General features: G+C 61.3%; 12 protein-coding genes. All 12 read right to left on the bottom strand.

From position 1 onward, the window contains the following. Nucleotides 1-9: 9 nt before the first annotated feature. The 12 genes from BLIJ_RS08115 to BLIJ_RS08060 all read right to left on the bottom strand — a co-directional run bounded on the left by BLIJ_RS08115 (nt 10) and on the right by BLIJ_RS08060 (nt 15,416). Entirely contained in the window at nt 10-4,158 is a 4,149-nt protein-coding gene (locus BLIJ_RS08115) for a hypothetical protein (protein ID WP_012577880.1), read from the bottom strand. A 13-nt stretch (nt 4,159-4,171) separates the two neighbouring features. Next, nucleotides 4,172-5,122: a hypothetical protein gene (locus tag BLIJ_RS08110; protein ID WP_012577879.1), complete on the bottom strand. Its 951-nt coding sequence runs from the start codon at nt 5,120-5,122 to the stop codon at nt 4,172-4,174. A gap of 9 nt (nt 5,123-5,131) precedes the next feature. Further along, complete coding sequence (locus tag BLIJ_RS15040) at nt 5,132-9,970, bottom strand: coiled-coil domain-containing protein (RefSeq protein ID WP_012577878.1); 4,839 nt, start codon at nt 9,968-9,970, stop codon at nt 5,132-5,134. 21 nt (nt 9,971-9,991) lie between these two features. Beyond that, on the bottom strand, nt 9,992-10,285 hold the full coding sequence (locus tag BLIJ_RS08100) for a hypothetical protein (RefSeq protein ID WP_014484972.1): 294 nt from the start codon (nt 10,283-10,285) through the stop codon (nt 9,992-9,994). Between the two features lie 89 nt (nt 10,286-10,374). Further along, nucleotides 10,375-10,797 carry a hypothetical protein gene (locus BLIJ_RS08095; protein ID WP_012577876.1) on the bottom strand — a complete coding sequence of 141 codons (423 nt, stop codon included), beginning with the start codon at nt 10,795-10,797 and terminating at the stop codon, nt 10,375-10,377. A 216-nt stretch (nt 10,798-11,013) separates the two neighbouring features. Then, entirely contained in the window at nt 11,014-11,619 is a 606-nt protein-coding gene (locus BLIJ_RS08090; RefSeq protein ID WP_012577875.1) for a phage tail tube protein, read from the bottom strand. A gap of 68 nt (nt 11,620-11,687) precedes the next feature. After that, complete coding sequence (locus tag BLIJ_RS08085) at nt 11,688-12,146, bottom strand: hypothetical protein (RefSeq protein ID WP_012577874.1); 459 nt, start codon at nt 12,144-12,146, stop codon at nt 11,688-11,690. Nucleotides 12,147-12,152: 6 nt separating this feature from the next. Further along, nucleotides 12,153-12,506: a hypothetical protein gene (locus BLIJ_RS08080; RefSeq protein WP_014484971.1), complete on the bottom strand. Its 354-nt coding sequence runs from the start codon at nt 12,504-12,506 to the stop codon at nt 12,153-12,155. Further along, the gene (locus BLIJ_RS08075; protein ID WP_012577872.1) at nt 12,469-13,032 is read right to left on the bottom strand and encodes a hypothetical protein; all 564 of its coding nucleotides are present in this window, start codon (nt 13,030-13,032) and stop codon (nt 12,469-12,471) included. The genes BLIJ_RS08080 and BLIJ_RS08075 overlap by 38 nt, the downstream gene beginning before the upstream one ends. 7 nt (nt 13,033-13,039) lie before the next feature. Further along, on the bottom strand, nt 13,040-13,471 hold the full coding sequence (locus BLIJ_RS08070) for a hypothetical protein (protein ID WP_012577871.1): 432 nt from the start codon (nt 13,469-13,471) through the stop codon (nt 13,040-13,042). 12 nt (nt 13,472-13,483) lie between these two features. Then, a complete protein-coding gene (locus tag BLIJ_RS08065) occupies nt 13,484-14,554 on the bottom strand; it encodes a major capsid protein (RefSeq protein WP_012577870.1) in 1,071 nt (356 codons plus the stop codon). Nucleotides 14,555-14,621: 67 nt separating this feature from the next. After that, the gene (locus tag BLIJ_RS08060) at nt 14,622-15,416 is read right to left on the bottom strand and encodes a hypothetical protein (protein WP_012577869.1); all 795 of its coding nucleotides are present in this window, start codon (nt 15,414-15,416) and stop codon (nt 14,622-14,624) included. Nucleotides 15,417-15,428 lie beyond the last annotated feature (12 nt).

The following is a 15,428-nucleotide window of genomic DNA, read 5'->3' as shown; positions in this document are numbered from 1 at the left end:
TGGCACCTCCTACTGTTCGGCCAGGATGGCGAGTAGCTGAGTGCCGTATGGGATGTTGACGCCGTTGCCGACGCCACGCGCCCACAGGCCGCAGCCGCTCGCCGAATCATTGTTCGAACCGACCATGACCGACCCCATTGCGTCGGCGGAGACATGCGCATGGTATAAGCCGTATTTGGCCGGGGAGGCATACGTGTACGTCTGCGTCAGCCACCCTTCGCCGCTCATTATCCCGTTACGAAAATAGGCCGTCCTGAACGTTCCGCGCCCCGCGCCAAACAGGCCGAGGAACCCGCCGAGGTACAGATACCCGGAGTTGATGTCCGCCTCCACGCCGACACTGCCGTTCGGGTCCCTCGCTGAGAGTTCGGCTGATGTATGGTATTTGGACGTCGGGTCGGCCTGCAATAACAGTTGCGCTTTACCGCTCTTGCTGCCTTTGGAATAATCACGGTAAGCGGCTAGGAAGACTTCGCCGGTTTTGGTGGCGTTGTCCGTAGCCTTGTATTCGCCCACACGCATGAACGACCCCGGATCGGTGTCGTTCAACCGGCCTCCGTTGATTACGATGGCGGAGACCTCGCCCTTATAGTTGGTCCGGGATTCCGACGCGATGTAGGCGTCGTGACCGTCGCGCCCGTGCCTGAATTCGATGCCTGAGCCTTCGGTCTTTTCATCGCTGTTGATCGTCGACTGTCGGAACGTCGGTGATATTACGACTCGACAGCCGGTGAGGCCGGTCTGGAACGTGCCGGTCAGCAGGTTGCTCGCGCCCTCGCCGTCCAGATGCACGGTGTGGTTCCGCTTCGAGTCCCACATGTCCAGCGCGTTGCCCCGCAGCTTCCAACCCGTGTTATCCGCAGTGCTGGACTGGACGACCGGCGCGTTGATGACGGTGCTGGTCATGACTCCCGCGTTGACGGTGGGCGCGGTCAGGGTGCCGTTGGCGAGTATGCCGCCGTCCATCTTCAGGTTGCCGTTGGTGTCCAGCGCGAATTTCGCGTTGCCCGAGGAATCGTAGCCGACGAGTCCGCCGCTGGTGAGCTTGACGCCCCTGTTCGCGGCGCCCGTGGTCTGTATGATCGAGCCGGTGACGGTCACGCCGGAGAGCGTGCTGCCGCTGGTCAGCGAGCCCTTCATGGTCACGCTGCCGTCCATCGAACTCGCGTACAGGGTTATGCTCCCGTTGGCGTCCTTCAGCACGAGGCCGGCATCGTTCCACAGCATGCGCCCGTTCGTGGTCGTGATCGTCGAACCGGTGACCTGGCTGGCCTTCACGGTGCCGACGAGGGTCACGCTGCCGGTGGCCGAGTCCGCCGCCAGCGTGCTGGTGCCGGAGGCGTTCTTCAGAACGATTCCCGCGTCGTTGATGGTCAGCCTGCCGTTCGCGGTCCTGTAGACGGCGCTGGTGATCGTGCCGCCCGTGATGGTCGGCGCGCTCATGCTCGCGTCCGACACGATCGGCGCGTCCATGGTCAGCTGCCATTTGCCGCTCGAATCGCTGGCGAAGCTCAGCAGGTGCCGGTTGCGGTAGCTGAATATGATGCCCGAGTCGGTGATGGTCACGTTGCCGCCCTCGGTGCGGTACGTGCCGCCGACGATGGTGCGGCCGTGGAAGAACTCCGCGTCCACAAGCTGCGCGGTGATCGAGCCGGTGGCGATGATGTTGCTGGCGACGAGGTTGAACTCGTTCCACTGCGTGCCGTCGAACTGTCTCACGGCGGTGACGCGCGAGCTCAACGGCACGAGCACGCTCGCACTGTCGTTCGCCGCGCCCTCCCAATACGTGTAGAAGTCCGCCAGCAGTGAGGTGCTGTTGTTCGCCTCGCCGAGCCAACGGGTCCAGTATTTCTGGGTTACGAACCAGAAGTCGCCGGCCCTCACCGTGTTCGACTTGTCGTTGCGCGGGTCGTCGGGCCCCTTGAAGATGGAGTGCATGCCGTCGGCGGTCTTCTGCGCGTTGACCGCGTTGTCGTAGGCGTCCTGGGCCTTCTTCTCGGCCTCGGCCAGCGCCTTGTCGGTGGCGGCCTTGTTCGCGTTGATCGTCTTGTTCGCCGCCGCGAGGTCGTCCGACACCTTCTTGGTGGCGGCGTCCTGCGCCTTGTCCACTGAGGCCTGCGCGTTCTTGTTGTCGGTGATGGCCTGCGCGTTCTTCGACACGTCGGCCCTTATCGCCGCGTCGGCCTTGTCCTGCGCCTCCTTGTTCGCCTCGATCCGCGCGCCGGTCTCGGTGAGTTTTTTGTCGACCACGGCGACCTGCTGGGCCGCGTCGTTCTTCGCCGCCGCCAGAATCTGTTCGGCGCTCTTGTTCAGATCCTCCTGCGTGAGCACCGGGGCGACCTTGACGCTGGCACCCGCGCTCCACGCCGACTTGTTGCCGGAATGATCGACGCTCCTGAGCGCGAACCACCATGTGCTGTTCAGTTCAAGCCCGGTCACATGGCAGTAGCCGTCACGCGCCACGCTGTCCCGGTATTTCCAATTCCCGTTCGAATCGGAAATGCCGACCTCCACGTGGTCGAAGTCCAGCTCCATGCCGCCGCCGGCATTGTTCCTGCCGTCCCACTGCACGTCCACCACACCCAATTTCGAGGTGAGTATCGGCTTGGACGGGATGCTCGGCGGCGTCACGTCCGACGCCACCAAAGCCACGACCACGTTCGACCAGTCACCCAACCGGTCGGAATACGTGGGCACGGCGCGCACGCGGAACTCATAGCGTTGCCCGCATTCCAGACCGCCGATGCCCAACGTGAGCCGCTGCGCGTCCGTCACGCCACCGGAAACCCACGGCGCACCCGCAAGATTCTTCCGGTATTCGACCCGATACGAGCTGATATCGATGGCCGTATTATCCGTCGCCTGCGAGACCGCAGCCCACTGCAAGGTAGCCAAACCCAACGCGGTACCACGACTGGAGATATAGGCGTCCGTCTGCACCACAAGACCAGTCACGGCCTTCGGCGTCCGATGGTCTTTTTCCGGAGCGGGCAGGCCACCACCGGTGCCGCCGTTGATGGCGCCACCGGTGATGCCCTGTACTCGTTTCGCCTGACGTACGGTCGCATCGTAAACCTTGTCGTTCAACACGACCGAAGCTTTGAACTGATTGGATTCCAAGCTCAACGTGACCTGCTGGACACGCACCTTCTCCCCATGCATGACGGTTGGCGCGGTGATCCAGTCACCCGGACGGTAATCGATGAGAGGAAGACTCGGAGCATCGTTGACACGCAGGGCCCTCGTATACTGGCCTCGAACACGTGCCGCAGTATCCAGAGTGGATTGCATATAGAGGGCGGCGGTATCATCATCGCTGATTCCCTGCTGGGATAGATACGTCTCCCACTTGCCCCAAGGGGAAGGCGCTGCGGGATTATCCCTCGTGAAAGCCTTGTTGTTATCTCCCTGCACGAGAATATGCGAGGCCAATGCCTCGATGCTTTCCTCTTCCGGGGCTTCGAGCACGTCATGCGCCAATTGGACGGAGATGCGGCTCAGATCACGGCATAATGCCGTGGAGTCCATGTTCCAGATTTTCAATGTCCGCTTGTCGAAAGCCCAGTCGCAAATCTTGTTGCCGGCGAGATTCGCCAACGCGGTGAGACTGCTGATGCCCGGCGTGTAGGCAAGCGTCATGACGCTCTTCCACGCAGCGCCCGCCGAATCCCTGCCCGTGTCGAAACCGCAGGTGACGGGGATACCGCCACGGGTCTTGTTCTCATCAAGGAACGTGCGCATGACCAGACCGGCAGAGGCCTTCTTGAACACACGCTTGCCCTTATCGTCCCCGTCACCCTCCAGATGAGCGAGGTCGAGCATGAGCGCCTTGTTCAACAACCATGCATAGGAGGGGCAGGTGAACGTCACCGTATCCGAAGAGTCCAAGGCGTCACGACTGCGGGAGATGAGCACGAAACGACCGTTCAACGGTTCCAGCCATTTGCCGCCATCGGACACTTCGACCGCGATTTCCAGACCGGTTTCGAGCTTGCGTTCAAGAATCGACCCATTCAACGCCTTACGGGAATACTCCAATCGGAGCGCGCCCGTGTCATCGTGCAGGAAACTCGCGGAAAACGAGGACGGCTGGGGGAGCAGGCCCAGAGTGTCACCGTTCGGCTTGTACGCTTTCAAACGGATGGAGAGGTTCTTCATAAGTGCCTTCCCGTCACCACCATGCGCGTCGCACATGCATGAGCGCATCGCCCGTCGCGCCCGTGGCGGTGACCTTCAATCTGTAAAGTTCGGAAACGTCTGGCCATACCTGCAGGATTCCTCCCGCCGGATAATCCAAACCGGTGGAAACATCCGTGCCGGTCGGAGTCCAGGAGTTCGCATAGTCGGAACGCCATGCGCGCATGATGTCGGGCCTGATATAGAGGGGTTTCGCACTGTCCGCAGCACCCGTCCAACTGATGCCGGTGTTCGACGTGGGGTCGGTCAGGGAGACGGAGGTGACGGTGCTGGGAAAACGGAACACGATGTCCGTCAACGGGGCGTCGCCCCAGAAACCGTCGCCGGGGATACCATCCTCGAACAGTAGGCTCTCGGAATTGTTGACCTCGCCGCGCCACATGGTGATGAAATCCGCCAACAGTGAGGTACTGTTGTTCGCTTCTCCCGACCATCTCGTCCAGAATTTGTTGATGGTGACAGGTCGGGGGAACACGAGACCGTCCTTGTTCAACGACAACGGACGATCCCAATACTCCGGTTCATGCCACCACACGTCGGGCATGGCGAACTTCGCGGTGAACGACACCAGATTGTTCGGATGGGAACTGTCGTCATCGGCGGTCAACGAGGTGAGCTCCACCCGCGTGGACTGCTCCACACCGTCCTTCACCCGAGTGAGAGTGAGATTCGGCATGGAGCATAATCGCATTATCCGGGAAGACTCCTCATACACTTTCGGAGTGAATGCGTCCACCTTCAACGTGATCTCACGCTCCTCGAACACGGGCGGAACACCGAGGTTCAAGGTTCCGCTCACGCCGGGCACCGTGGCGACCGTTCTACGGGTGCTGATGCCCGGCATGAGCGTGGAGCCCACGATGACCAGACAGTTCTCCGTATCCAATGCGACCCCGTTGAGCTTGTAGGACATGGTGGAGAGCATCGTTTCCTCCTACTGCAAGAGACCGAGACTCGCGTACTGGTCGAGCTTGTTGTTCTTCTGAACCTCGATTGGTGTGACGCTCGGATAGATGAACGTCTGGTTGTACGTGTCGCCCGAACTGGTTTCGATGGGCATCGACCAGCCTCCGGACTTGGAACCACCGTTCAGCCCACCGGAGGGCATGGTGATCTGGCTGGTGCGCCGCGCATCCGCGATGTACTTGCTTGGAATGCTGCCGGTCGCGTTGATAGCGGCCATGATTCCCCTGCCGTACAGGGATTCCATGCTTTGCACAGCGGCCTTGCGCACCACGTATTCGCCGGTGCTCACGTCCGTGTAGGCGTTCAACGGAACCGAATCGCTCGTATTGTTGCCCTGACCGACCACACGGCCCGTCTTGGTGACATTCGAACCAGCTACCTCGCCGCCCTCGGCGTTCTGGCGTTTGATGCCGAACACGGCAAAGAACTTCTGCTTCGCCCATTCCCAACCGGATTGCATGGCGCTCCAGAAGGAGCTAGATACGCTTGCCGTACTAGCGCCGAACTGGGCGTTGTAGCTGCTGCCGTTCCATTGCCAGCCCTGATTTGAGGCCGACCTCTTGGCGTTTGCGGCTCCTGCCGCGTCACCGTCGAACGACGCGGTGGGATGCTGGGCATCCCAGTTGCTGGCGTTCGCATCGGCGCTGGCCTTTGCCGGGCCTGAATTGTCCTTCGCGTTCAGGTCGGCGGACGGAGCCAACTGGTCGTAGGCGTTGAGATTGCCTTCGACGTAATCCAACGTGGCTTTCGTCAGATCGTCGGCGTTCAGCTTGGTCGTGTAACCATTACCATCAGAACCGGCCTTGAACAGTTCGGCATGCTTCTTGACGATATTGGTGGCGACGATCGCCTGAGTGCCATCGGCGTCAAGGACAATCGTGTACTTGCCGGAACCGTCGGTGCTGACGTTCTTGCGTAGCTCGTCCATCTTCGAGCTGACCTGATCCATGCTCGTGATGGCACCACTGTTGATGCCTTCGAGAATGGTCTGGAACACCGCCGTGTTACCGTCCCCGGGGAAGATGGCTCGCAGATTGCTCAGATATTGGGTGAGAGCGGTCTTGGTCTGCTCCGTTTCGGCTTTGAACAGGGTGGTGACCTCCTCGGGGGTCAGACCATAGATCTCCTGCAACCGTGTCGCGGCATCGGCGGGAACACCCATGTCGTGTGCGGTGGCGAGGAACTGCTTCGCCAATTCCGCCTGCTTCGCCTTCACCTCATCCGCGCTGGCACCGGACTCGACCATGCTCTTCAACAGGTCATGACCGGAATTGCCCAGATTCTCCAACGCGGACTGCGCCTCACGACCGGCCTCGCTCATCGTGTTGAACGAGCCCGTCACGCCCTGAATGCCAGCAGCGTTCGCATCCCAAACCGGGCCGCTCTTCGCGGCCAACTGATTGACGCGGGCTATCGCATCCCCCATATTGGAATACGTTTCACCGTAGTCGGAAGCCGCGTTCAACGCATTCTGCTGAGCTGTGCGTTGACGTTCTGCCCAATCCGCAGCAGTCTGCTGAGCCTTGGCCAGCATCTGAGTACGTTCGGCCTGAGTGGAAATGGCGATGGACACCGAATCGGAATCCTCACCAAGCTTGATGAGCTTCGTGGCATAACCCTCCGCATACCCGTTCGCTTGGGCAATGGCCTCGGAATTGGCTATGTACTCGTTGCGCTGATCCTCAAGCGCGGGTTTCACCTTCTGCGCGGCCCTCGCCAGATCGGCGTTCTTGCCTATGCCATGACCGACGTTGACATTGTATTTCTCAATCGTCGCATCGAGCCGGTCAAGTGTCGCCTGGTATTCGGCCTGCGAACCGGTAACGGACTTGGTGAGATCGCTGACGTTGAGACCGAGCTTCTTGGCCGCGTCGCTCACCGAATCAAAACCCGTGGTCATATCCGACCACCAGTCGAACTTCGTGCCGGAATAATCCGTGTTGTCGAAATTCTCCTTGATGGCCTTGCCAACCTCGGTGATTCCCTCGGCTGCGGACTGAGCGGAATCCGGTACCTTCTCCAACGCGGTGCGAATGTTCTCGGACGCCTGCTCATTGGCCTGAGCGGTTTTCACATACTCCGAGTAGGCTGCGGTCACCACGGCCACGCCAGCGGTCACGGCGGCTCCGACCGGCCCGCCGAACGCGCCCAGCACGGCGCTGCCCGCGCCCTTGGCCAGAGCGCCGGTCTTTCCTAGCACACCGTTCGCGTTCCTCACACTGTCGGCTATGCCCTTCAACGACGGGTTGGCGGCGATGAAACCGCTGACCGCATCCTTCATGCTCGCGCCGGCGGTCTTGGTGGTCACGCCGAGCCCGTTCAACGCCTTCTGGTATTCGACCATGCGCAGCGTGTTCTCGACCAGACCGGTCTTCACCGTGTTCCAAGCGGTCATGCCCGCCTTGCCGAACGTGGCGTACAGGCCTATCGCGGCCTGAACCGGTTCGGGCAGCCTGCTGAACGCATTGGCGGTGGCCTCGGCGGCTTTGGCGACCGTGGTGATGAGCGGCGCGCTGGCCTTCAACGTGGCGGCAAGGGTACCGCCGAACGTCCTGGACAACTGGCCCACGGTCTTCAACAGCTGGTTGAACGCGGGGCTCGCGTCGCCAACCGCTGAGAACACCTTCTGGAAGCCTTCGGACACTCCCGACGAGAATCCGCTGATACCGTCCTTCGAGTTCTTCAGAAGACGGCTCGCGTTACGGGTGAACGAGCTGATCGTATTGCCCGCATCGGTGAACATGCCCGCAGTGGTGTCGCGCAGCTCGTAGGCTGCGGAACCGATGTCCGAGAAGGCGTTGCGCATCTCGTTCTTCGCGGCTTCCGCGCCCTTGGCCCACGCCTTGAGCGTGGTCTGGAATCTGGCGGAGTTCACCGCACGGTCGGCCTTGCCTACAGCCGTGCTGAACCCCTCGAGCCCGTTCTGGCTTTCCGCCAACGCGGAATACAGACCTGTGGCGATGCCCCACACGCCCTTGAACGAGTCCTTCAGATAACCGGCCTGTTCGACCACCTGCTTCATCGACGCGACGATCTCGCCGGTGGCTCGGGTCTTATCCACCCAGTCGGCGAACTTCGAGGCCATATCACTGAAATAGGAGGCGGCGCGAGGCAGGTACTGGCTGGTGCCGTCGCTCAAGCGGAGGAACGACTCCACCACGCTCCGCAGTCCCGGATTGAGATTGTCCACGGCCTCGGAAGTACGGGAGAATATGGTGGACAGCTCGCCGGCCTTGTCGGACTCGCGGATGATGTCCGCCAGCCCCTCGACCACCTTGCCCTCGCTGGACGCGATGCCGGTCATGCCGGGGATAAGCGTGCCGCTCACATCGTCCATCAGGCTTCTGATGGCTGGACGCGCCTTCTCGTAGAACGCCTCGTCCATGGCGTCGCCGAAACCGGCGAGCTTCGTCGTGGCGATGTCGATCTGGTCGCTGAACGTGGTGCCTTTTTCGCCCCACGCATGTTTGAGCACGACGAACGCCGCACCCAAGCCGGTGATGGCGGCGGGAGCCGCGAACGCGGCCTTGCTCATGGCTCCGAGACTGGCGGCGACGCCGAGCACGCTGGAGGAGAGGTTCACCGCGCCGGCGGACACTCCGCCGATGACGGCGCCCACCGCACCCAGTATGGGAACCTTCGTGTCCAACGTATCGAACAGGTTCACCAATCGCTGGAACTGGTTGTTGACGCCGCGAAGGCCGGTGGCCCCGTAGAGCATGCCGTCGATGAGCTTGCCCATGTCCGTGGCATGCAATCTTGCGTAGATCTCCACGCTGCGCGGGCGGGTCAGGTACATGAGGTGGGCGGAAGCCGCAGCGGACTTGAGGTCGAGGTCCATCTCCAGCTTGTCGTGGTCGTTCTGGAAATCACGGGCCTTGCGCCGCGCCTCGCTCACATCGAGATCGAGGTTCGCGACGTATTTGAAGTCCTTGTCACGTCCGGCGAGATGGCCGGCTGTGTTCATGCGGTCGATGGCCTGCCTGTAGGAGTCCTCTATCTCCTTGGGCAGGTTCACGTAACGGCGGCGAAGGTCGTCCAGCTCGCGTTTGAGCTTGTCCGCGCCGTCCGTGTAGAACTTGACGCGGGCTTCCTTGCGGTTCAGCTCGTCGGTCTTGCGGGCCACGTTCTCGAGGTCGGAAATGACCTTCGCGTAACGGTCGATGTCGATGCGAATCTTCGCGCCCGGATCGTTTTCAAGCTGTTTGATATCGCGCCTGATGCGGGCAATGGCGAGGTTGGCCTCTTTCATCTCCACGACGTTCGAACCCAACGGTTTGAACTTGAGAATCGCGTCCTGCAGGGTGCGGATACGACGCTTCGTCTTATCCAGCACGTTGATTTGCCGGTCACCGTACTTGCGGGTGAGCGTGGACGTCTTGTCCATCGCGTCGCCGTACTGCTTCACCAGCGTCTTGTTGTGCTTGAACTTGGCGGAACTCGTATCGACCGAACGGTTGAACTTCTGGAAGGAACGGTTGGCTGCTTCGACCCTCTGACGCAGGGAACGCAGGTCGCGCAGCTGCTTGGTCAGATCGACCTTCGGGGAGATGTCACGCTCCTCGATATCCTGCACGGCCTTGCGCAGCGCGCTCGTATCGCCTCGCACCTCGACGGTCTTGGAGAGACGGTCGTTGTTGATGCGCCGTTTCGCCGCCGTCCAGTTCGCGTCGTCCACGTCGATGTTCAGCGGAATGGTGAGACTGTCATCCGCGTACTTGGCGAGCTTGCGGCGCAGTTCGAAACCGAACTCCGTGGTGTCCGGGTAGATGCTGATGCCAACGGCACCGCCCTCGTATACTGCCATTGGCGAACCTCTTTTCGGTTATCAGGAGGAGAACAGGGCCTTCATCGAATCGAGGCTCGCCTCGACCGGCTTTTCCGGCTGCTCCGTGTCCGGGGGAAGAATCGGCGTGAACTCGGGGTGCTTGCCGTTCTTGGTTTCCATGAGCCCGCACGTCAACGCGCCTACATGGTTGAAAATGCCCAACAGGAGGCTCGTGTCCTGCGAATAACGGTGATAGGAGAGCATGCGCCGTGATTCGCCCTCATCGGCGGTCTCGGATCGCATGGGATGGTTCAGCAGCCATTCGCGGTACAGGGACTCGTCATAACCCGACAAACCCTGCAGGAGCCTTACGAGAAACCCGCCGTCATACTCGTGGATGGCGGCGGGCATATCAAGGTTGTAGAAGCGTCTGAAGTCGCAGGTCAGTTCGACCGGGCAGTTTCGGTAGGCGTCCTCGACGCTTCGGATTTTCCCAGTTCGACCCTGTAGAACATGCTCAGGGCAAGGAACGCTGAGAACAGGACGTTGCCGTCACGGCCCGTGGCCCACTGTTCGTAAGCCTTCTCGTCCTTGGCAAGACCCTTGTAGAAATCATTGGAGATGGATACGACGCGGGCGACGAGCAGGGCTGCGTCCATCGAATCATCCTTGGTGTCGAGCTCCGGCATCTGAGTGTCGAGAAGCGTGAGAAGCACCGTGAAATCAGCGGACTGCTCCGCGTTGAAGTCGCGTGCGGGAACCAGCTCTGGAAGACCCTTCAACTCCGGGTATTCCTCGACAAGCTGGCCGAAAGTTTCGGGAAACTCCTTCTTCGGAGTCTTGGTGTCGTTTTTCTTGGCGGTCATTGCCGTCCTCCTATCCGTGAAACCCTATCCGTGAATGGAGAATCCCCATACGGCCCGGATAGGAGAACCGTATGGGGATGAATCAATGTCAGGCGGGGGGAGCCGGCAGCTTCACCCCGCCGAGAGTGGAAGACTGGCCTGCGAGCCGGATATCCTTGCCAGCCTCGACTGTGGCTGGCGGGTCTCCACCATCCGCAGCGCGGATGGCTGCGGACCTTACTTGAAATCCTCCGGGCTGAACAGCGCGTAGCCGCCGATCTCGCCGTTCGGGCCCTTCTTCAGGGCATCGGTGGACTTGACCACCGCGTTGAAGCTGAACTCGGCGAACTCGTCGCCGGTCAGGTCGATGGTGTCGAACGTGAAATCGGTCTCCGGCAGGTACAGGCCGAAGGACAGTTTGTCGCCGTCATCGTAGGCGAGGACGAACAAGGCGAGCTTCTGCACGATCGGCTTGATGGGCACGATCACGCCGCCGTTGTCACCAGTCCAGCCGCCGGTGACCTTCTGCAGGGTCGCCTTGTCGCCCTGCACGCTGGCGCCGCTGACGGTGATGGTCGGGGCTTCGGTGGAAGTGCGTGCGGCGGCCATCAGCCACGTGTCGATGGTGTTGGTGTCGCCGCCGTCCTTGCTGAAGCTGATCTTGTTGGAATTGGACGTGTGGCCGAGATTATCCCAAACGGGAGTGTCCGCGGTGCCGACCTTCACACTACCGGAGTTCAACAGAAACTGTTTGACGCCGGCAGTCGGGATGGCGGTCTTGGCGGGGGCCGTGAACACGGTTCCTCGCGCGGCCTGAAGCAGCGCATCGCCGTTAATAGCCATGATGGTTCCTTTCGGATATTGGATTTGGGTAAAAGAAAAGGGCCGGCCATGTGGCCGACCCCTGTAGGTCAGATAAGGTCCCGCGCGTCCATTGATGCGTCGAAACCGTATTCCTTGATGTTCTTGCCTTGGTTCTCCTTGGCGTCGCTGCGACGTTGTGGGGAATCAATGCTGTTGATGCGGCTGATCTTGCCCGCCGAGGTCTTCTCCTCGAACGGCCATCCCATGACGGTGCGGTACAGGTCGCGGGCAAAACCGCTCGGATTGTTCGTGTCGGCGGCGAGAACGGTGAACGACACGGTGAACCGCCACAAGCCCCTGTCAACCTGTTGGCCGGGAGACACCTCATAGAGAATCACCCGGCCGTTCTCGGTCACGGCGTTCAGGTCGAGGTCGATTTCGCTGTACACTGCGACCGACGCCCAATCCTCGTTCGGATATTCACGGTTCAACAGTTCGTAGACGACCTGTTCGGCGTCGATGCTTTCCCTCACATCGATGGCGAGGTGTTTGAAGATGTTGTCCATGACGGCCTACACCTTCAGCTTCGACGCAACGTTGCGCATGGAATGCATGCCGGCCAAACGACGTCCGGCACGATTGTTGACGTAACCGAACTCCAAATGCGAGGCGATTTCCGTTCCCTCACGGCCTTTGACGCTGAGAACGACCGAATGGTCCTGCGCATGGCCGGGGCGGACGGAGACGTCGATGCGATCCGTCAAGTCCGCTCGCGCCACCGCATGATTACGGTCGTCAACCGTTCCAACCCCCATCTGCGTTTTGACCATGACGGCCGCTTTCTCGGCTGCGGCGAGGGTTATCGAGGGGCCGAACATGAGCGCCACGTCACGGCCTATCCCCGGTCTGATGGTCACGCGGCCCATCGGCGCCCACCTCCTTCGACCATACGGGTTCGGGAATGCCGCCGGGCACGTAGCCGCCGATGACCACGCGACGGCAGCGAACCTCCCAATGACGGGAAAGCACGCTGCCGCTGCCACGCCATGTCGGATAGCCATCGGCGTCATACCAGTCGCCCTTGTACCAGATACGCGAATGAATATCACCGGGCCACTGGCGTGCGAGAATCTGCAAGGGCGTGACCTCCTGAAGGCCCCCGCCGTTCTGCCCGGAAGGACTCTTGTCCTCGGCGCCACTGATGGAGAACATGCCGGCCTGCTGCGCCCGGCCTTCGACCGAACACACGACCTTCACCGGGTCGCCGACCTGCTCGTGATAGCCTCCATGCGCGTCCTGCACATGACGACGGTTGACCACGATCACGTAATCCGTATCGAACAACTGTTGGACGCCATGGCCGGTCAATTCCGTACGGTCGTACAGGTGACCTCCGCCCAGCTCGTCGATGTCCACCCCGTCGTAGAGGTGGCCCATGTCATAGGTCTCCATAAGCGCCTCACAGGCCGTAGGCGCGGTCGAGACCCATATGCACGGTACCCATCGGGCCCATCGAGTCGGAATGGCCTTCCAGCAGCGCCTTCTCACGTTTCGACACGTACAGGTTCATGGAACCGTCCTTGCCGGGCGGATTGTCCTGCGCATCGAAGTTCGTATACGAGTAGCTGCCGTTCGATTCGGTCTTGAACTGCCGGTAGCGGACGACACGCAACACCATCTGGCTCACCACATAGCCAAGCGTGCGCTCCTTCAACAGGCCGTTCTGATAACGCGGGGCCACGTTCTGGCATTCAGCCTGAACCATGTCGGCAGCGACCCCGCACTCATTGAGCAGCCATGCGTTGGGAAACCGGTCAAGGAGAAGGTCGGGCTGGTCGAGCGCGTTGACACGCAACCATTTCAGCCAGTCGATGGAATCGATGGAAGCCACGACCCCTCCTTACTATCCGAGGACGGAAACCTTCGCGGTGCTGACGGCCTCCTGCAGGATCGGCATCATCGTGCCGTTGGCCCACAGGTCGTACTTGACCGGGGCGCCACCGGAGAACATGGCTCCGATGAAACCGTCGTTCACGCTCTTGTTGATGCCGTATTCGGGATCCTGTCCTTCTGCTGTCGGGCCGGAGGCGGTGAAACCGAGACCCGTGTCGTTGTACGACGGGAACATGATGAACGTGCCGTTGGGGATCAGCGTGTTCGTGTCCACCGGCATCTTGAAGCCGTTGTTGACCTCGAGATCGGTGTACAGCACGTCGATCATGCGCACGTCGGCGAGGCCGCAGGCGGTGCGCAGCACGTCCAGCACTTCGGCGCGGGTCAGGCGCGGCTTCGAGTTGGCGAGGGAGACGCCGGTGTATTCGGTGATGAACGACTCGTTGGTGCGCAGCGCGTCGATGACCTTGCTGGTGGTCAGCGCGGCACCCGGAGTACGGCCACGCTCCTTCTTGATGGCGTCCACCCACTTCTGCACGTCGGTGACCGGATCGGACTTCACGTCCGACCAGACTTTGGCGGGAGTGAGCTTGGAGATGCTGTTCGGACGGTCGAACGTCCACGTGTTGGCCTTCAGGCCGTTCTCCTCGACGGTGATCTTCGCGTCAACCATGGCGGCGATGCGGGCCAGTTCGATGCGTACGGCGGCTTCCTGGCCCAACTGGGTGAGGATTTCCACGGCCTTGTCATGCAGCCACGTGGAATCGCCCGTGTGGTTGATGACGTCGCGTTCGGAGATGTGGCCCATCTTCGACAGCGGGATAAGGCCCGTGTAGTTCTCGCCGGACTGGGCGACGGTCTTGCCGTGAGCGGCCTCCGCGTCCCAGGCGCGGAACTTCATGGCGTCGGTCTCCTTCGGCGGGATGATCTTCTGCCACGTCACCGTGTCCTTGCCGTCATTCGACTTGACGGGGAACACGGAGCCGAACGGCAGCAGGCCGTCGATGAAATCGAAGCCGGACTGCACCACGCCCGACGCCTCGGACGGGCTGATGATGTTCTTTTCCAGGGTTCCACTCATTGAGGGTTCCTTTCAGATATACGAAAGCCCGCCACAATGGGCGGGCTTATAAGGGTTGTTGGATTGGTTACTTGGCGATGCCGGCTGTCTTGAGTGCGGTCACGATGTCCGCCGCGCTGGCACCCGCCGCGATGGTCACCTGCTTGACGCCGCCGAGCGCGTTCGCCGTGGCGGCGGGCAGCGTGTAGGCGGGGGGAATCGTCGGCTTGTCCTTCAGACTGTTGTAGGAGCCGTCGAAATTCGAGTTGCCGGTGCCGGCGCCGATGGCGGTGCGAGCTGCGGCGGCATCGTTGGCGGTCAGGATGCTGCGGCCGACGGTGGAGGCGTCGGTGATGTTCGCCGCGGTGACCGTTGCTGGAACCGTGATGTTGGAGGTGGCCGAAGCGTTGGACAGCGGGGTGACGGTATCGTCCTCGATGTCGAAGAAGCTGCCGCCCCACACCGCGCCGTCGGCGGGAACGACCGGCAGCTTGCTCTTGATGATGTCACCACGGTAGCGCATGCCGACGTTCGCACCGTTGACCACATCCCAGCCGCCGAACGTGACGCTGATCTCCACCATGCTTTCCAGCAGGCCGGCGATCTTGTTCTGACGGCCATCGGTAGCATTCGGGTCATACGGGCCGTATTCGCCGCTGGCGGTGATCTTGGCCAGCGGGATGCCGCTCTTGATCCAGATGGTCGTGGCCTTGTCGCCCAGGCCGGTCAGGTATTTGTCGCGCTTCGTCTTGTCGTTCACGTTGAACGTGGACAGGTCGAGGGTGACGCTCACGATGCCGTCGTCGGTGTGGTTGCCGAAACGCCACTCGTTGTTCTCCTCCACGGTCACGGTGCCGGTGGAGCGCACATTCTCGTATGCCATGTGCTTTTCCTT

This window comes from Bifidobacterium longum subsp. infantis ATCC 15697 = JCM 1222 = DSM 20088 (assembly GCF_000269965.1).
Taxonomy (GTDB): Bacteria; Actinomycetota; Actinomycetes; order Actinomycetales; family Bifidobacteriaceae; genus Bifidobacterium; species Bifidobacterium infantis.
The sequence above is the reverse complement of the archived record's forward strand: the minus strand, read 5'-3'. Positions and strand labels throughout refer to the sequence as shown.